Here is a 20,335-nt window from a genome sequence, read left to right on the forward strand (position 1 = left end):
AAATATGAAAGTTAGTAAGGATAAAGTCGTATCAATGCACTACACACTTAAGAATGATGCTGGTGAGGTTATTGATTCATCTGATGGCAAAGAAACTCTTGATTTTTTACAAGGGCATGGAAACATTATTCCTGGTCTTGAGTCAGCGCTTGAAGGCGCCAGTAAGGGTGACAAGATGGAAGTCTCTGTGGAGCCCGAAGAGGGTTATGGGCTGCGTATGCAGGATGCGATTCAAGAGATCCCTCGTACAGCACTTCAAGGCATTGATGAAGTAACAATTGGTATGCAGCTTCAATCTCAGGACCAAGATGGCAACCCTTTTGTTGTGACAGTTACAAAGCAAGACGATGAGAAAATTACTGTTGATGCAAACCACCCTTTAGCTGGTGAAACCCTTCATTTTTCAGTTAGCATTGAAGATGTCAGAGTTGCTGAGGCTGAAGAGTTATCTCACGGTCATGTCCACTCAGCAGGCGGTCACTCTCACTAATCATAAATCTATAGCGGGCTATAGTGATAAAAATCATTACTTGCCCGCTGTGTCAATCCAAGAATCATTCACTGATCCTTAAAGATAGCCATAGAGAGTATCTAAGTTGCTCTAATTGTGGATTTGTTTTTGTACCTAAATCCTTTCATCTATCAGAGACTGATGAAAAATTACGGTATGACACTCACAATAATGATCCATCGGATAATCGCTATCGTCATTTTTTATCTCAGTTAGCAGAGCCTCTTTTACAACAAATTCCTGAGAAATCCTATGGCCTTGATTTTGGCTCTGGACCAGGACCCACTCTGTCTTTAATGCTTGAAGAGAAGGGGCATCATGTTGAGTTATATGACAAATTTTACGCCTCAAAGGACAGTATTTTTAATAAGCGGTTTGACTTCATCACAGCAACTGAAGTGATTGAACATCTTAGAGATCCAATGCTTGAATTTAAGCGCTTAGCTTCTGCTCTTAGGGTGGGTGGTTATATCGCATTAATGACCCACCTATTGACTGAAGAGACTGATTTTAAATCCTGGTATTACAAAAATGACCCTTCACATATTGGATTTTTTAATAAACAATCTTTAGTGTATCTTGCAAAAGAATTGAAGTTAGAACTTGACATTTACTCAGAACGTGTCATTTTTTTAAAAAAACTAGGCTAATATATTCAAATAGCTCTCATAACGATTGCTATTAATTTCACCATTCTCTAGGGCCATTTTAATCGCACAGTCTGGCTCATTAATGTGCTTGCAGTTTCTAAATCGGCATTGATCTGAAAGCGCTTTGAATTCTCTGAATCCTCTGACTATCTGCTCTTCAGAAAGGTTGTCTAATTGAAACTCTCTGACACCAGGGGAATCAATTAAATCACCACCGCTAGGTATATGGTAGATTGTTGTGTTTGTTGTTGTATGCTTACCCAGCTTGCTTTTTATTGAAATTTCATTGACCCTGAGCTCTAAATCAGGAATTAGTGCGTTGATGAGTGAGGATTTTCCAACGCCAGACTGACCCAGAAATATATGAGATTTATTGATTAGTTTTTCTTTGAATGAGGTCACATTTAAATCACTCTTAACGCTCATTTTGTGGACATCATAGCCAATATTTCTATAATGTTCAAAGTCATCATTAAGCTGACTTTCATTTTTTGATAGCTCAATTTTATTGATTACTAAACCTATAGGAAGGTTTGAGTTTTCAGCCATAATAAGGTAGCGATCAATCAAATCAAACTCATAGTGAGGCTCAATTGCCACGACAAGCCATAACTGATCAATATTTGCTGCAATTAATTTATCTTTTCTTTTGAGCTCAGTTCTTCTTGGGTAGATGGCAGTGACAATTGCCTCGCCTTGTTTTGTTTTTTGAAACAGGACTTCATCACCTGCAACAGAAAAGCCAATATTTTGTCGGCTTACACTTTGAAAAACTTCTCCATTTTTTGCCTCAACGAGTTGACGTTGACCGTACCTTGTAATAACCTTTCCAATGTACTCTTTATCATTCGCGTTTAGATCAGATTCAGCTTTGATTGAGGCTTTATCAGCGCGAGCAATCTTTTCAGATTGAACTTTATCGATACGCCATTTTTGTTTTCTAGTAAGTGGCACTAGGCAGTTAAATTATAGTAATTTTTCAATTCTAAGGACCGCGCTGGGATGAGAGTCATGAAAAGCTGAATAGTATTTATCTGGAGATAAGGATGATGAGTTTTCTTTGTAAAGTTTAATGAGAGAAGATATTAAATCTTTTGCGTCAGTATGACTTGCTGCAAAGGCGTCTGCCTGGAATTCGTGTTTTCTTGAGACTAGATTACTAATTGGAGTAATAAAAAAACTAAAGACTGGAAGGGCTAGACTAAAAAGAACCAATGCTGCGTGTGATGATGGCTCTGAAATTCCTAGTCCATTAAAGAACCAGGTTTGATTAATCAGATAGCCTAGTAGAGCAAGACTAATAAAGCTGAAAATAAAAGAGCTGATCATTCTTTGACGAGTGTGCTTGTGATGAAAGTGTCCAAGCTCATGCGCAAGAATTGCCTCAATTTCTTTGTCCTCCATTCCCTTAAGAAGCGTATCAAAGAACACAATTCTTTTGTTCTTACCTATTCCAGTAAAGTACGCGTTTCCGTGTGAGGATCTTTTAGATCCATCCATGACATAAATACCATCGCTACCAAAGCCGGTTCTTTCTAGAAGACTAGTAATTCTTGTTTTAAGACTTTCATTGTCTAAAGGGTTAAATTTGTTAAAGATAGGCGCAATGAAAGAGGGATAGACCCACATCATGATTAAGGAAAAAAGACTGATAATCGCCCAAACATAGACCCACCAATAGTTGCCTATTGATTCAATATTCATAAGATAGAGAATAGCGTAAATTAGAGGTAAGACAAGAATAAGACTCAGTATAACTTCCTTAATTAAGTCTCCAGCAAAAGTGCCAACTGTCATGCGATTAAATCCAAATTTTTGCTCCAAAACAAAATTCCTATAAATACTGAAAGGAAGGTCAATAAAGCTAGCAATGAGCATGATGCTGAGTACAAAGAAAGTGCCCATTAGTACTGGATCATTAACTCTTTGAGACCAGTAGCCATCGATCCAGTTCATAGCGCCACCTAGTGTCCAAACTAGCAGTACCATTGTTGAAAAGATAATCTCAAAATGATTAAGTAAAAGCTTTGCTTTTGTATATTTTCCAGCTTTTTGATGATCCTCAAGCTTTATCGTTTCATTGAAGCCATCTGGAACTACTTCAAATGAATTATCAATCGCTTTGTCTTGTCTAAAATTTAGATAAAGTAAAGCTAGGACTGAAGTCAAAATTGCGAATAAAAAGATAAATGTAAAAAAATTAAATTCCATTTTTGTGTATAAATGATCTTAAAAAGTTACATCAAATTATACCCGCTCATTTATTAGATATTGCAAATTGAAATACTGGTAAATTAAATGACAATAATTTTCAAAAATAATTATATAAATAAATATTAAAACCCTAAACGAAATCATAGATATATGAGATGAATTCTAAATGGAGATGGGTATAATTTCGTAATTAAAGTTATTTAAAGAGATTTTGTAATGACAATGGAAGATAGAGATGGCTTCATCTGGATGGATGGAGAGTGGTTAGATTGGCGAGAAGCAAAGGTTCATGTTTTAACACATACCCTTCATTACGGCATGGGGGCTTTTGAAGGTGTTAGAGCTTATGAAACTGACAAAGGGCCAGCTATTTTTAAGCTTGAAGAGCATACTGAGAGACTATTTAATTCAACTCGAATTTTGGGGATGAAGATTCCCTATGATGCAGAGATACTGAACCAAGCCCAGAGAGAAGTTGTTACTAGGAATAATCTCAAGTCTGCCTACATTAGACCAATGTGTTTCTATGGCTCTGAGGGTATGGGCCTTAGGGCGGATAATTTGAAAGTTCATACTATGATTGCTGCATGGGAGTGGGGAGCATACTTGGGTGAAGACAATATGAAAAACGGGATAAGAATTAGAACATCTTCTTATGTCAGACATCCTGCTCATCCTTCTTTGAGTGGTGCTAAAACAAATGGAAATTATGTTAACTCTATGATGGCCCTAAAGGAGGCGCTTGATCATGGATTTGATGAGGCTTTAATGCTGGATATTGATGGTTATGTTTCTGAAGGGAGTGGTGAGAATATTTTCGTTATTAAAGATGATGTTATTTATACTCCTAATTTGACATCAGCCTTGCCTGGTATTACGAGAGATACGATTTTTACTTTGGCAAAATCTCTGGGTCATGACATTATTGAAAAGAAACTATCTTGTGATGAAATATACACTTCAGACGAAGCTTTCTTTACTGGGACTGCCGCTGAGGTGACCCCCATTAGAGATCTTGATGGAAATCAAATTGGTGAGGGTTCTCGTGGCCCAGTCACTGAAAAGCTTCAGTCACTCTACTTTGATTGTGTTCATGGGCGAAACAGTGATTACATTCATTGGATAGATAGTGGAAGGTGTTTGTGAGTTCTCCCGACTCATATGAAGGTGAAACAAAGATAGTTTTAAGAAAAAACTTGCCTGCGCACTGTCCACCCAAAGATTCTTCAAAGTGGAACATGCATCCAAAAGTTTTTTTATCATTTGATGATCATGGCAAAGTAAGCTGTCCATACTGTGGAGCAAAATATAAACTGGACTCATAGTTTATTATTTTAAAAAATGCAATCAAATCTAAACAATGTTGTTTTAGTTGGTCCAATGGGATCAGGCAAAACATCAGTTGGAAGAAGGCTATCTGTAAGCTTGGGCGTTAATTTTTATGATGCCGATCATGAAATTATCGACAAGACTGGTGTTAGTATTGATCACATATTTGATGTTGAGGGAGAAGAGGGGTTTCGAAAAAGAGAGTCTGATGTTTTAAAGGAGTTGTGCGGCAAAGATAACATTGTATTGGCTACTGGAGGTGGCGCAGTTATATCAAAAGAAAATAGGTTTGAAATTTCAAAAACTGGTTCTGTCATTTACCTGCTTTCTACCGTTGATCAAATTTTAAGAAGAACAGCAAAATCTAAAACAAGGCCTTTACTAGAAAAGAGTTCTAATAAAAGAAAAACAATTACTGATATTATTGAAGCAAGAGATCCGCTCTATAGGGAAATAGCAACCATTATTATTGATACAAATGGAAAGAAACTAAATGAAGTTATCCATGAAATATTATCTCAGTTAAAAAAATAATTCTTTTAAAGCTCTTTTTCCTAAACTTCACCAAAACTTCACTAAAATAAGAATCTGATACTCTAAACTGTTGTGTTTATATCAATTGATTAGAAACATAAGGGGAAATAATGTTGAAAAGAACTATTTTGTCGATGCTTGTTGTTTTGTCTTCAAGCTCTATTGCAATTACCATAGACGATTTCAGTGCAAGATTGGTTGAAAGCCACCCTTATTTTGTTCAATTATCTCTTTCAGAGAAATCAAGTCTAATAAACCAGAAATCATTATCAACCTATACAGATTGGAATATTAATGCTGGTGCAAGTGAAACATTTACTGGTGGTGAGGATGTTTCTGCCAGGGCTTACAATGATCTTTATACCACCAAGTATGAAATAGGGGCCATAAGAAAAGTTAAACATTCAGGAGCAAGTGTTAATCTGAATCATTCCTTAACTCGAAATAATAAAGATAATAATTCAACTCATTCGAATCTTTTTTCGATTAACTATGCAAGGCCTCTTCTTCAAAATAAAGATGGACTTAATGATAGGCTGAATTTAGACCTTGCTTCACTTGATCTGATTGCTAAAAAGGTCAGTCTTGAAGAGCAGGCGGAAAATTTTCTAGCATCTAAGTTATCTAAATTTGTTGATTTAGCTTTAAAACAAGAAATTGTCAAAAAACATAAAATTGCACTAGATTTATCTAAGGAGCAACTAGATCTCGCTGAAGATAAATTTAAAAACTCTCTCATAGATATAACGGTTCTTATTCAAGAAAAAGACAATTATGTTAAGTCAAGGCAACAATCTCTTCAATCGAATAAAGAGCTCATTGTTGAGAGACGAGAACTAGCTGATCTAATCAATGCAAAAGAATCTGACATGATTATTGAGATGGATTTATTTAAAGAACAGTCTTTAAGTAGTATTAGTCCTAGAGAGTTTGTATCAACTTCTAGAGCCATTCAAAAGTTCGACTTTGATAAGGCAAAGCTTCAAAGAGAACTTGAGTCACTCGAGAATAAAACAATGCCAAATGTTAATTTAAATTTAGGGCTTTCGTCGCTTGGAGAGAATGATAAGGTTTTTAGTAGTTTTGGTAATCGAGATTATTCATGGAATGTTGGTGTGGATATTTCTTATCCTCTTGGTTCACGAAAAGAGGTTCTTGCAGTTGAGAATACTGAGATAAAAATGTCAGATATTGATGCAAAAAAACGTGAAGCCGAAATTAACAGTATTCAGCAAATTAATTATCTTTTAGCGCAAGTGGATTTATTAACTGAGCTTGTAGCTCTTTATTTAGAACAGGGCGCATTGGCTGAAGAAAAGGTTATTGAAGAGCAAATCAAATTCAGTGAGGCGAGAGGTCAGAAATCTCTAGTGCTTGCTGCTAAGAGTAGTGCTAATCTTGCAAACCTTACTTACCTTCAGGCAGCAGGCACATATCAAAAAATAGTTATTGATTACAAGGCAGCGATTGATCAGCTTTATAATTAAAAATGATTCGCCTCTTTCTAGCCTTTTGTTCTCTATTGCCACTTAAGGTTAACCACGCATTTGGTTCCTTTATTGGTTATCTTCTTTATTTATCAAATTCAGAAGCAAAAAATGTTTCAAAACAAAACTTAAAAATTTGTTTTCCAGGTTTAAGTGAATTAGAAATTAAGTCACTTTTAAAAAAAGTATTAATAGAAACAGGCAAAGGATTGACTGAGTCTGGTCTTATATGGAATCAAAACTTTAAAGACAATTCAAAGCTCATCAGAAATATTAATGGCGAGCATTATCTTGATAGCTCAAGAAAAACAATTCTGTTAGTTCCTCATATGGGCTGTTGGGAAATAACAGGGAGGGTTCTTGCTGAAAAAAGAAAGGTTATTTTTATGTATAGGCCACTTAGAAGTAAAAAACAGAATGACTATCTATTTTCTAAACGAAATCAAGGTAATCTTTCTATGGCTAGTGCAGATAAATCGGGAATCTTAAAAATTCAAAGAGCCCTCAGGAGTGGTTATTTAGTTGGGATGCTTCCTGATCAAGACCCCGGTAAAGAGGGTGGTTTAATGACCCCTTTTTTTGGAAAAAAGGTTAATACAATGACTTTGCTTGCAAGGATGGCTAAAAAACAGAATGCACAGGTCTTAATGTTTTGGGCTAAAAGACTTGATGGGGGCCAAGGTTATGATTTTAATTTGGAGCCAGTGGATCTTAATGTTAATGGCGATAATTTGGAAGATAGGGTGGGACAAATGAATCACTCTATTGAGTCTCTTGTAAGGAGACATCCTGAGCAGTACATGTGGAGTTACCGAAGATTTAAATCCTCTCACTCTTACACCTAATTTTTGTAATTGTTAATTGGAATGCTGTGAAATCTCGCTAGTTGCAATAATGGTATAATTCCCCGCATGAGAATTATTGAAGATGTTCGAAGCGTATTTGCTCGTGATCCTGCCGCAAGAAATGTATTTGAAGTATTAACTTGTTATTCAGGTGTTCAGGCAGTATTATTCTATCGATTAACTCACTTTTTATGGCGTTATAAGCTTTATTGGCTTGCGCGATTTATTTCTACTTTTGCACGCTGGATAACGGGTATTGAGATACATCCTGGAGCTGTTATAGGAAGACGCTTTTTTATCGATCATGGAATGGGTGTTGTAATTGGTGAGACCGCAATCATTGGAGATGATTGTATGCTTTATCACGGTGTAACTCTTGGAGGAACCACTTGGGACAAAGTAAAGCGACATCCGACACTTAAAAATGGCGTAGTTATAGGTGCTGGTGCAAAAATTCTAGGACCTATAATACTTGGGGAAAATGTACGTGTTGGCTCTAACTCTGTTGTAGTAAGGTCGATAGATGATAACGAAACAGTTGTTGGAATACCAGGCAGAATTGTTAGAAAGAAGGCAGAAGATGGAGACTCTTTCGACTCTTATGCGGCCAACTCCTCAGGTACTTCTAATGACCCTACAATTCAGGCCGTTAATTCACTGATTGAGCGTCTTGCTGAGATGGAGGAAAGGTTAGATAATACAAGCTCTAAAACGACCTCTGGTAATATTAAAAAATAAGTAAGTTTTAGTTGAATTAAATACTTGACTAATTTAGTAGGTTAATAGTATAATTAGTTTTTTTATTTAGATAGAGATTCTTATGCAATTAACCACTAAGGGAAGATATGCGGTTACAGCTATGTTGGATTTAGCTTCTAACGAATCCGCAAGGCCAGTAACCCTTGATATGATTTCACAAAGGCAAAATATCTCGCTCTCTTATCTTGAGCAACTTTTTGCTAAACTTAGAAAAGCGGCACTCGTTAAAAGTGTCAGAGGCCCAGGGGGAGGCTATTTGCTCAATGTCAATGCAGAAGAGGTTACCCTAACTCAAATTATTGAGGCTGTTGATGAAAACATTGATCTTAGACGTTGTCATGGTTCAAAAGACTGCAATAGAGGTAAGCAGTGTCTTTCTCATCACTTATGGTGCGAAGTTAGTGATCAAATTAGAGGTTTTTTGAGTTCACGTAATCTTCAGCAAGTGATGGATGACTATCAACTCACCCAATCACTTAATGTCAATTAATATATAAAGGAATATATACATGCTTACACCAACATACATGGACTATTCATCAACGACTCCAGTTGATGCTCGCGTTGCTAAGAAAATGGCCAAATACCTAACTATGGAAGGGGATTTTGGTAATGCTGCTTCTCGTTCTCATTATTTCGGCTGGCAGGCAGAAAAGGCAGTCGATGAGGCTCGCTCTCAGGTCGCTGACCTAGTAGGCGCTGATCCAAGAGAAATTGTTTGGACTTCAGGCGCTACAGAGTCTAATAACTTAGCGCTGAAAGGTATCGCTCATTTCTATCAGAAACGTGGTAAACATATAATTACCCTTAAAACAGAGCACAAGGCGGTCCTTGATACTTGCCGTCAACTTGAGAGAGAGGGTTTTGAGGTTACTTATTTAGACCCACTGCCTAATGGGTTATTAGATATAGATCTCTTTAAGAAAACGATTCGAGAAGACACAATTCTTGCTTCATTTATGCATGTCAATAACGAAATTGGTGTGATCCAGGATCTCCAGACTATTGGTGATATTTGTAGAGAAAATAAAGTTTTCTTCCATGTTGATGCTGCGCAGTCAGTTGGTAAGATTGAAATTGATTTGACAGCTCTTCCAGTTGATTTAATGAGTTTTTCAGCACACAAAATTTATGGTCCGAAGGGCATGGGAGCACTATATGTTTCTAGAAAACCTAGAGTTCGTCTAGAGGCTCAAATTCATGGCGGTGGTCATGAGCGTGGAATGCGCTCTGGAACATTGGCAACCCATCAAATAGTTGGAATGGGTGAGGCATTTGCGATTGCTAAAGCCGAGATGAAAGAGGAGCACGCTAGAACACTTAAACTGAGACAAAGGCTCTACGCCGGTTTTTCAGACATGGAAGAAGTTGTTGTTAATGGTGACCTTGATCAAAGGATTGCAGGCAATCTAAATATTAGTTTTAATTACGTTGAGGGTGAGTCTCTTATGATGGCTATCTCTGATGTTGCGGTTTCATCTGGATCTGCTTGCACATCTTCTAGCCTTGAGCCTTCATATGTTTTGCGAGCTCTGGGTCTGAGTGATGAATTAGCGCATAGCTCGATTCGTTTCAGTGTAGGAAGATACACAACAGAAAGAGATGTCGATGATGCAATTACTCTTGTAAGAGAGAAAGTTGAAAAATTAAGAGATTTATCCCCTTTATGGGATATGTTTAAGGATGGTATCGATTTAAATTCAGTGGAGTGGGCTGCTCACTAAATTAAGAGATATTTAAAATCTACAGCAAGCTGTAGCGTAAAATTGTCAGTTAAATTCGGAGTAACTTATGGCATATGGTAAAAAAGTTTTGGATCACTATGAAAACCCGAGAAACGTTGGGGTTCTAGATAAAGATGCAATCAATGTAGGAACTGGTATGGTTGGCGCGCCAGCTTGTGGTGATGTAATGCGACTTCAGATTCAGGTTAATGATGATGGGGTTATTGAAGAGGCTAAGTTTAAAACTTATGGCTGCGGTTCGGCAATTGCTTCATCTTCTCTATTAACAGAATGGGTTAAGGGAAAGACTTTGGATGAAGCGTCACAAATTAAAAATACAGAAATTGTTGAGGAATTAGAGTTACCACCGGTAAAAATTCATTGCTCAGTGTTGGCTGAAGATGCAATTAAAGCGGCAATTAATGATTTAAAGAGTAAAGCTAACTAATTAAATGGCAATAACATTAACAAGTAAAGCAGCAGAGCGCATGAGCGACTATCTTGCTAATCGCGGCTCAGGTGTCGGTGTCAGGCTCTCTGTTCAGACAACAGGGTGTTCAGGGCTTGGTTACAACATGGAGTTTGTTGATGCTGTTAATGAAGATGATACAACCTTTGATGACAAGGGTGTTAAAGTTATTGTAGACGCTAAGAGTCTTATTTATATTGATGGTACTGAAGTTGATTACCAAAAAGAAGGCCTTAATGAAGGCTTTGAATTTAACAATCCAAACTCGAAAGCAGAGTGTGGCTGTGGTGAGTCCTTTACCGTTTAAATAGCTTTATTGGGTCTCTAGGACATTGACTTTATGCAAAATTACTTTGAGTTATTTGACCTCGAGACCTCCTTCTTTATTAGTGATTCCAGTCTAAAGGATTCATACCGCAGAGAGATTGCCCGCTTTCATCCTGATAAGTACGCTTCAAAAACAGACTCTGAAAAATTACAGGCACTTCAAAATACCTCGCTTTTAAATACAGCTTTTGATTCGATTAAGTCCCCATTGAATCGAGCAAGCTACCTACTTAAGCTTGATGGAATCGATCCCTTTGATGAAAAAGATACCTCTATGGCTCATAACTTTCTTATTTCTCAGATTGAGTTACGTGAAGAGCTTGAGGTGATAGAATCAAAGGTAGATTCAGATCAATTAGAGGATTTTATATTGAAAATAGAGTCTCATATTCAATCAAAAGTAGAGTCAATCTCTAACGCGTTTCAAGTTAATAGTGATAGCTTAGAGATTAAAAAAGATGTCAGAGAACTTAAGTTCTATGAGCAGCTAGCAAAAGAGACTGGCACGCTACTAGATGAATGGTTATAAGGACTAAATAGATGGCACTGTTACAAATTTCTGAGCCCGGACAATCAACTGCTCCCCATCGCCATAATTTAGCCTGCGGAATTGACTTGGGAACTACAAATTCATTGGTTGCGAGTGTGATGAGCGGTGAAACAAAGCTTTTGCCTGACACTAATGGTGATTCAATGCTGCCATCTGTAGTCCATTGCGGCATAAATGAAATGAGTGTTGGAGTTGAGGCTCTTGCTTTTGCATCGAGTGATCCGGTGAATACGATTTCTTCGATTAAGCGTTTTATGGGTATTAGCTTTAACGAGGCCCAGTCGATTAAAAATCTCCCTTATGATTTAGTTGATCAAAATGGAGGCGTGTTATTTAAAACAGCAATGGGTGAGCTCTCTGCAGTTGAGATTTCAGCGAAAATTCTCTCAAACCTCAAGAATAGAGCTGAAAATGCCCTTGGTGATGAACTTAAAGGCGCTGTCATTACTGTTCCTGCCTACTTTAACGATGCGCAAAGACAATCTACAAAGGATGCAGCTAAGCTTGCTGGTATTAATGTCTTAAGGCTTCTTAATGAGCCAACAGCTGCCGCCATTGCTTATGGCTTAGAGTCAAAAGAAGAGGGAATACATGCGGTCTATGATTTAGGGGGTGGGACCTTTGATATTTCAATCTTAAGCTTTAATAGAGGTGTTTTTGAAGTCTTGTCTACAGGCGGTGATTCGAGCTTAGGGGGTGATGATTTTGATAACCTAATTTTTGAAGATTGTGTCCAATCACTAAACCTTAAAGATTTGACTGCATCACAAATTCAAGTCATCAGGCAACTTTCAAAATCTGCAAAAGAGAAGCTTTCTGTGAGCGATAGCGCTGAATTTAAACTGGGTGAGCAAAATTATGAAATAACTCAATCTCAATTTGAAGTCTTGTCTGAAAAGCTTGTAAAGAGAACCCTTCAAATCACAAAAAAGGCGCTTAGAGACGCTGAGATTAATGCTTCTGATGTGAAAGAAGTCATTATGGTTGGAGGCTCAACCCGAATGAACATCATTAGAGAGCGCGTTAGTGAGGTGTTTGAAAAGCCAGTGCTCTGCTCGATTAATCCTGATGAGGTGGTCGCGAAGGGGGCTGCAATTCAGGCGAATATTTTGGCTGGCAACAAAAGCAAAGATGATGTCTTATTGCTGGATGTACTTCCGTTATCCTTAGGACTCGAGACAATGGGTGGTCTCGTTGAGAAAGTCATTCATAGAAACACAACAATACCAATCACAAGGGCTCAAGAATTTACGACCTATAAAGATGGGCAGACTGGAATGGGTATTCATGTATTTCAAGGGGAAAGAGAGCTTACAAAGGATTGCCGCTCACTGGGTCGCTTTGAGCTTAAAGGAATTCCTCCTATGGTTGCTGGGCGCGCAAGAATCTTAGTTGAGTTTCAGGTTGATGCAGACGGCCTTTTATCAGTTTCCGCGCAAGAGGAGACCTCAGGCATTAAATCAGAAATCGAGATTAAACCTTCATTCGGTCTGAGTGATAAGGATATGGAAAAAATGCTCAAAGACTCTGTCGTCTTTGCCCAAGAAGATATCTTATTAAGGCAGCTCCAAGAGCAAAGAGTTGATGCAACAAGGACAATTGAGGCCATAGATGCAGCGCTTGAAGCAGATCAATCACTACTTGATGAAGAAATGTTAGCCTCTATTAAGGGTGCGAGACAAAACTTGTCCTTGCTTGTTAACTCTGAAGATGCAGCAATTATCAAAGAGGCTACTCTAGAACTTGAAAATATCAGCGCTAAATTCGTTGAAATGAGAATGAACAAATCAATCATGAGCGCAATGAAAGGCCATAGAATTGATGAATTTAATGAACAACTATAAAATATTAATATGCCGCAACTAATTATCCTTCCCAATGATGAGTTTTGCCCTGAAGGGATTGTAATCGAAACGAATTCTGGAACCAGTGTCTGCAGAGCGCTTCTTGATAACGGAATCGAAATAGAGCATGCATGCGAGATGTCGAATGCTTGTACGACCTGCCATGTCTATGTTCGTGAAGGCTTTGACACCATTGAAGAGTCAGATGAGATTGAGGATGACCTCTTAGATAAAGCGTGGGGATTAGACCCAGACTCAAGGCTTTCTTGTCAGGCCATTATCTCAGAGGATGATTTAGTTATTGAGATACCTAAGTACACCATTAATCAGGTCTCAGAGAACCACTAAGTCTTTACTCAATCGTAATCTTTGGAAAAGCGCCAACTGACTCGTTTTTGAGTGACAGTATTCCAGCGACTTTTCTAGCAATCTCTTGGTACATATCTGTCACCTGACTATCAGGATCTTTTGCAACGCTTGGCGTACCTTCATCAACATCTGTTCTAATGTCTAACTGAAGTGGTAGAGCGCCTAAAAAATTAGTTTTTGAATCAACAGCCATATCCTTTCCGCCGCCATGTCCAAAAATCTCTTCAGCATGACCACACTTTGAACAGATATGAATTGACATATTTTCAACAATACCTAGTATAGGTATATTGACCTTTTCAAACATCGCAAGACCTTTCTGAGCATCAATGAGCGCAATGTCTTGAGGCGTCGTTACAATCACCGCACCGCTGACTGGAATTTTTTGAGAAAGGGTTAGCTGGGTGTCACCCGTCCCAGGCGGCATATCAATGATCATATAGTCAACATCTTCCCATTCAGTATTCTTTAAAAGTTGTTCTAATGCCTGGGTAACCATAGGGCCACGCCAAACCATGGGTGAGGCTTCATCAACTAAAAAACCAATCGACATAGATTGCAAACCATGAGCCATAACAGGCTTCATATTGCCACCTTCAGACTCTTGGGGTCTAAGATCTTTGACGCCTAGCATGCGCGGCTGAGAGGGTCCATAAATGTCCGCATCGAGTATTGCAACATTAGCACCTTCAGACTTGAGGGCTAGTGCCAGGTTGACCGCTGTGGTTGATTTACCAACGCCACCTTTACCAGACGCAACAGCAATAATATTCTTGACACCAGGAAGGGCTTCGACGCCTTGCGTCTCATGCGATGGGATTTTAGAGTTAATTGAAATATTCGAATAGTTGACGCCTTCTTTAGAAAGAGCCTCCTCTACAACTCCTTTAAGTTCTTCATGAAAGTTGGCAGCAGGGTATTTAAGTAGAAGTTCAACGTTAACGATTTCGTCATCGACCGAAATATTCTTTACATTATCAGAGGACACTAGATCTTTTCCAGTATTCTCGTCGATTACATTACTCAGTATGGATTGAATTTTATCTTCAGTTAAAGTTGTCAATTTGATGACCTCGGTCGGTAAAATAGCGATATTTTATCGTACAACTATCCCACAAATCCTTATTTATATTGGGATTATTGATGACTATTTATGGCTAAACGTAGAATCTTAGTTACTTCAGCGCTCCCCTATGCTAATGGAGACCTTCATTTGGGATATATGCTTGAAGTCATCCAGACCGATATCTGGGTTCGCTTTCAAAAGATGCAAGGCAACGAGTGTTACTACGTTTGCGCAGACGACACCCATGGAACCCCTATCATGCTTAAAGCAGACGAGATGGGAATTACACCCGAAGAGCTTATTGCTTCGGTCAGTATGCGCCATCAAGCAGATTTGAGTGACTTTCATATTGACTTTAGTCAGTATCACTCAACTCATTCAGAGGAGAATCGCGAAATTTCTGAATTGATCTACAATCGTCTTAATGAGTCTGGCTATATTAAGAAAAGGGTCATTTCACAGTCTTTCGATCCCGAAAAGGAGATGTTCTTACCAGATCGCTATATTAAGGGAGATTGCCCTAAGTGCGGCGCGGAAGATCAGTATGGAGACAACTGTGAGGTTTGCGGTGCTACCTATTCAACCACTGAAATAAAAAATGCAAGATCAGTCATTTCTGGGGCAAAGCCAATTGAAAAGGATTCAGAGCACTACTTTTTTGATTTGCCGCAGTTTGAAAAGGAATTGAAAAATTGGACGAAGGCTGGACATCTTCAGGAGCAAGTAAGTAACAAGTTGGCAGAATGGTTTGAACAAGGCCTTCAGCAGTGGGATATTTCAAGAGATAAACCTTATTTTGGTTTTAAGATTCCTGGAACCGAAGACAAGTACTTTTATGTTTGGTTAGATGCTCCAATAGGCTATATGGCAAGCTTTAAAAAGCTGTGTGACAACTCTGAACTAGAGTTTGATGACTTCTTTGCAAAGGGCTCTGATACCGAGCTCTATCATTTCATTGGTAAAGACATTGTCTACTTCCATGCGTTATTCTGGCCTGCAACATTAATGGGCTCTAACTTCAGAACGCCTAACGCAATCTTTGCACATGGGTTCTTGTCTGTAAATGGACAAAAGATGAGTAAGTCACGCGGCACCTTTATTTTAGCAAGAACCTACCTTGAGGCGCTAAATCCAGAATGTCTTCGTTACTACTATGCCTATAAGCTCTCATCTAGAATTGATGATATTGATCTAAATCTAGAAGACTTCAAACAGCGCGTTAACTCTGATCTTGTTGGAAAGGTGGTCAATATCGCATCAAGAAGTGCTTCATTTGTTGTGAAAAAGTTTGATAAAGAGCTCTCTAGTCATTTTATAGAGCAAGGTCTTTATGATGAGTTTGTTGCAGCTAATACAGAGATAGCAGGGCACTATGAAGATAGAAACTATGGACAGGCTATGCGATCGATTATGAAGCTTGCAGACAAAGCAAATCAGTACATTGATGAGAAAAAGCCATGGCAGCTTGCTAAAGAAGAAGGTAAGTCGCAAGAGGTTCATGAAATTACTTCACTGGCGATTAATCTCTTTAGAGTACTTATGACCTATTTGAAGCCTGTGCTTCCAGAGATGGCAGAAAAATCTGAGGAGTTTTTAAATATTGACTCTTTGAACTGGAATGATATTAATAGCCCATTACTAGGTCATCAAATCAATAAATTTAAACCATTAATGACGCGCGTTGAGGATGAGCAAATAGAAGCAATGATAGAGTCCTCAAAAGGGTAAAAATTCAAAAGTATTGGAGGGATGGCAGAGTGGTCGATCGCGCACGCTTGGAAAGCGTGTAAACCTCACGGTTTCATGGGTTCGAATCCCATTCCCTCCACCATACATTAGTTATCAAAAAACGTCATAAATTATCATAAATCAAATTAAAATCCTTTTATATAAGGCTTTTATAGATATTTCAATTCTCATACCTTGTCATAAACTTTCTTGACATTTCACACGATTGTGAGTAGACTTGTGAGTAGATTTAACATTGTCTAAAAAATACAAGGCTTCATCACACGGTGCTTACAGATACAAAAATACGAAATCTTAAGAAAAAAAAGAAACTTTATCGTATTGCCGATTCTCACGGCCTAACTTTAGAAATTAATCCTAACGGATCAAAATTATGGCGACATCGCTATCGATTTAATAATCGGGCAACAATGATGTCTCTTGGGGCTTATCCATTGGTCTCTTTATTTGAGGCAAGACAGGCTCGTGATAAGAATAGACAAATGCTTTACAAGGGCATTAACCCTAAACAAGCAAAGATAGAACTTAACCCACCTGAAAAAGCGAACTTTGAAGATATGTTTCATAAGTGGATCAATAAGAATAAGAATCAGTGGAGCATAGGTTATGTTGAAGACACCATACAACGTTCAAACAACTACTTATTGCCTAAACTTGGTAATTTGCCTATCGAAGACATTAAGTCATCAGAGATAAGAGTTTTACTGCTTAAAATTCAAGATACTGGGAAGCTTGACATGATGAAGAAAGTTAAAAGTATCTTGAATGGGGTCTTTAAATATTCTGTAGGGATGGATGAAATCAAAGTCAATCCAGTAAGAGATTTGCCCAATGAGATCTTTGAAAAGAAACCTGAGAAACACTACGCTACTATTACAGACCCAAAAGAGATTCCATGGTTACTCGATAAATTAGAGCAGCATGAGGGCAGCTATGAGGTTAGAGCTGCCTTAGTTATTGCTCCTCATGTCTTTTTAAGACCTACTGAACTAACAGGTATGTTATGGAGTGAGGTTGACTTTGGTGATAAGTTAATCAGGATTAACAAAGAGCGAATGAAAGCTAAAAAACCTCACCTAGTTCCAATGAGTCATCAAGTCTTTAAAGCACTTCAAAATTTAAGGAATGTTAATGTGGACAGTGATTATGTTTTTCCGACTGATAGAAACAAGAATAAACCAATCACTTCTAACTCGCTCAGACTGGCATTAAGAAGGGTTGGCGTTGGTAAAGACAAGATGACCACTCACGGCTTTAGATCTATGGCAAGTACTAGGCTTAATGAGCTTGGGTATAGTGGAGATCTAATAGAAATTCAGCTCTCTCATTTACCAACAAACAAGGTCAGAGCTGCCTATAACCATGCTGAGTATTTAGAAGAGCGTAGATTAATGATGCAAGGGTGGTCAGACTACTTAAATCAACTTCAGAATAAAGAGCTAGTCTCTACTTTAGCTTATCAACAGAATCTTTTTTAATATTTTATTGAGTTAGTAAAAGAAGCATATTCAAATATAGTTATCTAGGATCTAAGCATAAATGTCGTCAGAGAGCCCTTCATTAGAAATCATTCATCCAAAAATTTTAGATTTTATCTATTAAATTATATAAATATTTGGAAAAGTATCCAATACAGTTTGACATTCGTGAAAACTTTAGTTATAATTCCCTCAACTCAACTGAAAAGATAACTATGAAATATATAACAAAACACGCTAAGCAGCGAATGAACCAGAGAGGAATAAAGCAGTCAATGATAGATCTTACTTTAGAACATGGTGAGTTTGATCATAAGAATAGATGTGTTTTAAATAAGGCAACTGCAATTCAAGTAATGCAAGATTTAAAAGTTTCACTTAAGACTTTAATGAAAGTAATCGATAAGGGAGGACTTGTTGTCGTTGAAGAGTCTGGAAGAGTTGTAACTACCTATAACTGCAACAAGTAGTTTTTTTTAATAAGGAACAAATATGCAAATACTCGATCAATTGACAAAACTATTTTTACAAAATAGTAAGGCTGATTTTAATTTATGTGCCAAAACCTCACTTGCTATTTTGACTATTGAAAAGTTAATTTTTGATAAAAAAATAGATGAAGCTCCACTCATCCATACTTTTCTTAATTCTTACTCTATTAAAGATTTTATGAAGAATATTGCCTTCAATGGAAAGTCTATCGAAGAATTAATTCATGAAACTGCTCAGGATATGAGTTATGGCAAAAGAATTAATGATGCCTATCAGTTATTTAAAGAAGAGTACTATGCGAGTCATGGCGATATTAGCGGTCAAGATTTATATGTAGCTAGAAAACTAGCAAGACAGTTTATAAAAACTGGATTACTATCCACGACTAAAATTAAAGATGAGTTTGCTGCCTGGTTTAATAGTTTTTCAAATCATCAACCCGGCAATTATGTTATTCCTAAAGAAATTTCAGATCTTTTAGTTGGGCTGGCAGATATAACTAAAAATGATGATGTTTGCATAGAATGGGATTCTAGCGCTCAGCTTGGAATAAGGGCTTCTGAAACTTCATCTAAAGTGGTTCTTGAAACCCCAGTAAAATCTTGTATACCCTTATTTATTGACCTTCTAACTGAATCGAATATTGCATTTGAATTTTGTGATCCAATAATTAGTCCTAGTGGAGTTTTTGATGGAGAGCTTCCTCAATATGACGTCACAATCTCGCATCCACCATTTGGCTTAAAAGGTGAGATTTATAATAAAGCTGTTGAAGGGGACTGGTTTAATCGATTTCCTGAAAAAACCAGGCAAGGTACAATTTTAGCAATTCAGCACCTATTATCTATAACTAAAAGAATGGGCGTTATTGCAGTTCAAGATAGTATTCTTTTTTCGCCTGGTGCTGAGCATAAGCTCAGACAAGATTTAATAAATAAAGGCGTTGTTCATACAGTAATAGCAATGCCAAATAGTCTGATGCCGCACACTAACATTAGTTTTTCAATATTACTTTTAACGCCTTCTAAAAAGAATGATTCAGTTAATTATTTCGACTTAAGAAGTAGTCATTTCTGCTCAGGGAGTGGAAGAGTGAAAATACTCAACAACTATGAAGATATTATTGCAACAATTGCAGCCAAAAAAATCCAGCATAAAAATGGCCTTTCTGAGCATTTTAAAAACATTACGAATTTTGAAATAGAATCAAATAACTATAACCTTTCACCTAGTAAATATGTTTTGAGTGCCGACATTCAGTCAGTTAATGAAATATTGCAAGACAAAGCAACTGTCGCATTGGGTGATCATATCAAAGTCATAAGGCCAAGAGCTCATCGAGTTGGGGTGGACAGTGGATTAGAAGTAATGGAAATTGGTGCAGCAGATATTCCAGATAGAGGCTTCATAGGCAATCCATCAAGAGCCGTTCTCCTTGGCGATGATATACCAAATGATAATTATGCAAAATCAAATGACCTTGTGCTTATTGTTAAAGGGAGCACTGGAAAGGTAGGTATTGTGCCTTTATCTGTTCCAGGGCCTGGAAAGGGAGGATGGGTTATTGGCCAATCTGCAATTATTCTTAGAGTTGACAGTGATGTAATTGATCCTCATTCATTGTTTACCTATTTACGTTCAAATTTAGGACAATCATTATTAAAAAGCATAACTTCCGGAAGTACAATATCATTTATTAAATTCTCAGATTTGAAGGAGCTTCAGGTTGTTATTTCTGACACCAAGCAAAAGAAAGAAATTAGTAAAATTCTAAAAAGGGAAGATGATATTACTAAACAAATTAAAAAATTACAAAAAGAACAGCTTGATCTTTCTAAAGATGTATGGAATATATAGAAAAAAAATAGTTCAAGTTAGAAGGTATTATTGCTTTTTAGAATTCTTCCAATATTAAATCATTATCAAATTAAATTAAAT

At 37.4% G+C, this 20,335-nt stretch carries 22 protein-coding genes and 1 tRNA gene; 20 read left to right on the forward strand and 3 right to left on the reverse strand.

The features are described from left to right. Positions 1-4: 4 nt before the first annotated feature. Positions 5-490 (forward strand): FKBP-type peptidyl-prolyl cis-trans isomerase, encoded by a 486-nt coding sequence (locus tag AC5YGB_RS04010; RefSeq protein ID WP_496137925.1) that lies wholly within the window; start codon positions 5-7, stop codon positions 488-490. 23 nt (positions 491-513) lie between these two features. Further along, positions 514-1,161 (forward strand): methyltransferase domain-containing protein, encoded by a 648-nt coding sequence (locus AC5YGB_RS04015; RefSeq protein WP_496137926.1) that lies wholly within the window; start codon positions 514-516, stop codon positions 1,159-1,161. Here the strand turns inward: AC5YGB_RS04015 and rsgA are convergent. Together rsgA and AC5YGB_RS04025 are read right to left on the reverse strand one after the other, a co-directional pair. Beyond that, positions 1,153-2,115: a ribosome small subunit-dependent GTPase A gene (rsgA, locus tag AC5YGB_RS04020; protein ID WP_496137927.1), complete on the reverse strand. Its 963-nt coding sequence runs from the start codon at positions 2,113-2,115 to the stop codon at positions 1,153-1,155. The genes AC5YGB_RS04015 and rsgA overlap by 9 nt on opposite strands. A 12-nt stretch (positions 2,116-2,127) precedes the next feature. Continuing rightward, on the reverse strand, positions 2,128-3,372 hold the full coding sequence (locus tag AC5YGB_RS04025; protein ID WP_496137928.1) for a M48 family metalloprotease: 1,245 nt from the start codon (positions 3,370-3,372) through the stop codon (positions 2,128-2,130). 219 nt (positions 3,373-3,591) lie between these two features. Between AC5YGB_RS04025 and AC5YGB_RS04030 the strand changes: the two genes are divergently transcribed. The 13 genes from AC5YGB_RS04030 to fdx all read left to right on the forward strand — a co-directional run bounded on the left by AC5YGB_RS04030 (position 3,592) and on the right by fdx (position 13,591). After that, positions 3,592-4,521, forward strand: coding sequence for a branched-chain amino acid transaminase (locus tag AC5YGB_RS04030; protein WP_496137929.1), 930 nt, complete (start codon positions 3,592-3,594; stop codon positions 4,519-4,521). Next, positions 4,518-4,700, forward strand: coding sequence for a zinc-finger domain-containing protein (locus AC5YGB_RS04035; protein ID WP_496137930.1), 183 nt, complete (start codon positions 4,518-4,520; stop codon positions 4,698-4,700). Before AC5YGB_RS04030 ends, AC5YGB_RS04035 begins: the two co-directional genes overlap by 4 nt. 16 nt (positions 4,701-4,716) lie before the next feature. Next, entirely contained in the window at positions 4,717-5,238 is a 522-nt protein-coding gene (locus AC5YGB_RS04040) for a shikimate kinase (RefSeq protein WP_496137931.1), read from the forward strand. 110 nt (positions 5,239-5,348) lie between these two features. Next, positions 5,349-6,725, forward strand: a complete 1,377-nt coding sequence (locus AC5YGB_RS04045; protein WP_496137932.1) for a TolC family protein — start codon at positions 5,349-5,351, stop codon at positions 6,723-6,725. A gap of 2 nt (positions 6,726-6,727) precedes the next feature. Further along, entirely contained in the window at positions 6,728-7,570 is an 843-nt protein-coding gene (locus AC5YGB_RS04050) for an LpxL/LpxP family acyltransferase (protein WP_496137933.1), read from the forward strand. A 66-nt stretch (positions 7,571-7,636) separates the two neighbouring features. Further along, positions 7,637-8,308, forward strand: a complete 672-nt coding sequence (gene cysE, locus AC5YGB_RS04055) for a serine O-acetyltransferase (RefSeq protein ID WP_496137934.1) — start codon at positions 7,637-7,639, stop codon at positions 8,306-8,308. A gap of 82 nt (positions 8,309-8,390) precedes the next feature. Then, a complete protein-coding gene (locus AC5YGB_RS04060) occupies positions 8,391-8,819 on the forward strand; it encodes an Rrf2 family transcriptional regulator (protein WP_496137935.1) in 429 nt (142 codons plus the stop codon). Positions 8,820-8,838: 19 nt separating this feature from the next. Beyond that, the gene (locus AC5YGB_RS04065) at positions 8,839-10,053 is read left to right on the forward strand and encodes an IscS subfamily cysteine desulfurase (RefSeq protein WP_496137936.1); all 1,215 of its coding nucleotides are present in this window, start codon (positions 8,839-8,841) and stop codon (positions 10,051-10,053) included. 67 nt (positions 10,054-10,120) lie between these two features. Next, complete coding sequence (iscU, locus tag AC5YGB_RS04070) at positions 10,121-10,501, forward strand: Fe-S cluster assembly scaffold IscU (RefSeq protein WP_496137937.1); 381 nt, start codon at positions 10,121-10,123, stop codon at positions 10,499-10,501. A gap of 4 nt (positions 10,502-10,505) precedes the next feature. Further along, positions 10,506-10,829, forward strand: coding sequence for an iron-sulfur cluster assembly protein IscA (iscA, locus tag AC5YGB_RS04075; protein WP_020026465.1), 324 nt, complete (start codon positions 10,506-10,508; stop codon positions 10,827-10,829). Positions 10,830-10,862: 33 nt separating this feature from the next. Continuing rightward, the gene (hscB, locus tag AC5YGB_RS04080; RefSeq protein WP_496137938.1) at positions 10,863-11,378 is read left to right on the forward strand and encodes a Fe-S protein assembly co-chaperone HscB; all 516 of its coding nucleotides are present in this window, start codon (positions 10,863-10,865) and stop codon (positions 11,376-11,378) included. A gap of 11 nt (positions 11,379-11,389) precedes the next feature. Further along, a complete protein-coding gene (gene hscA, locus AC5YGB_RS04085; protein ID WP_496137939.1) occupies positions 11,390-13,243 on the forward strand; it encodes a Fe-S protein assembly chaperone HscA in 1,854 nt (617 codons plus the stop codon). A 9-nt stretch (positions 13,244-13,252) separates the two neighbouring features. Further along, positions 13,253-13,591: an ISC system 2Fe-2S type ferredoxin gene (gene fdx, locus AC5YGB_RS04090; protein ID WP_496137940.1), complete on the forward strand. Its 339-nt coding sequence runs from the start codon at positions 13,253-13,255 to the stop codon at positions 13,589-13,591. A gap of 4 nt (positions 13,592-13,595) precedes the next feature. Here fdx and apbC read toward each other — a convergent pair whose 3' ends face one another. Then, positions 13,596-14,675 (reverse strand): iron-sulfur cluster carrier protein ApbC, encoded by a 1,080-nt coding sequence (apbC, locus tag AC5YGB_RS04095; protein WP_020026462.1) that lies wholly within the window; start codon positions 14,673-14,675, stop codon positions 13,596-13,598. A gap of 90 nt (positions 14,676-14,765) precedes the next feature. Here apbC and metG point away from each other — a divergent pair, with 90 nt between their 5' ends. The 5 genes from metG (at position 14,766) to AC5YGB_RS04120 (ending at position 20,254) form a co-directional block, all read left to right on the forward strand. Continuing rightward, entirely contained in the window at positions 14,766-16,406 is a 1,641-nt protein-coding gene (gene metG / locus AC5YGB_RS04100; protein WP_496137941.1) for a methionine--tRNA ligase, read from the forward strand. Positions 16,407-16,421: 15 nt separating this feature from the next. Beyond that, positions 16,422-16,509 (forward strand) — tRNA-Ser (locus AC5YGB_RS04105). 184 nt (positions 16,510-16,693) lie between these two features. Then, entirely contained in the window at positions 16,694-17,905 is a 1,212-nt protein-coding gene (locus AC5YGB_RS04110) for a tyrosine-type recombinase/integrase (protein ID WP_496137942.1), read from the forward strand. A 215-nt stretch (positions 17,906-18,120) separates the two neighbouring features. Continuing rightward, positions 18,121-18,375 (forward strand): DUF4258 domain-containing protein, encoded by a 255-nt coding sequence (locus tag AC5YGB_RS04115; RefSeq protein WP_496137943.1) that lies wholly within the window; start codon positions 18,121-18,123, stop codon positions 18,373-18,375. Positions 18,376-18,397: 22 nt separating this feature from the next. Then, a complete protein-coding gene (locus AC5YGB_RS04120) occupies positions 18,398-20,254 on the forward strand; it encodes an N-6 DNA methylase (protein ID WP_496137944.1) in 1,857 nt (618 codons plus the stop codon). Positions 20,255-20,335 lie beyond the last annotated feature (81 nt).

This window comes from Candidatus Pseudothioglobus sp. uisw_142 (assembly GCF_059512465.1).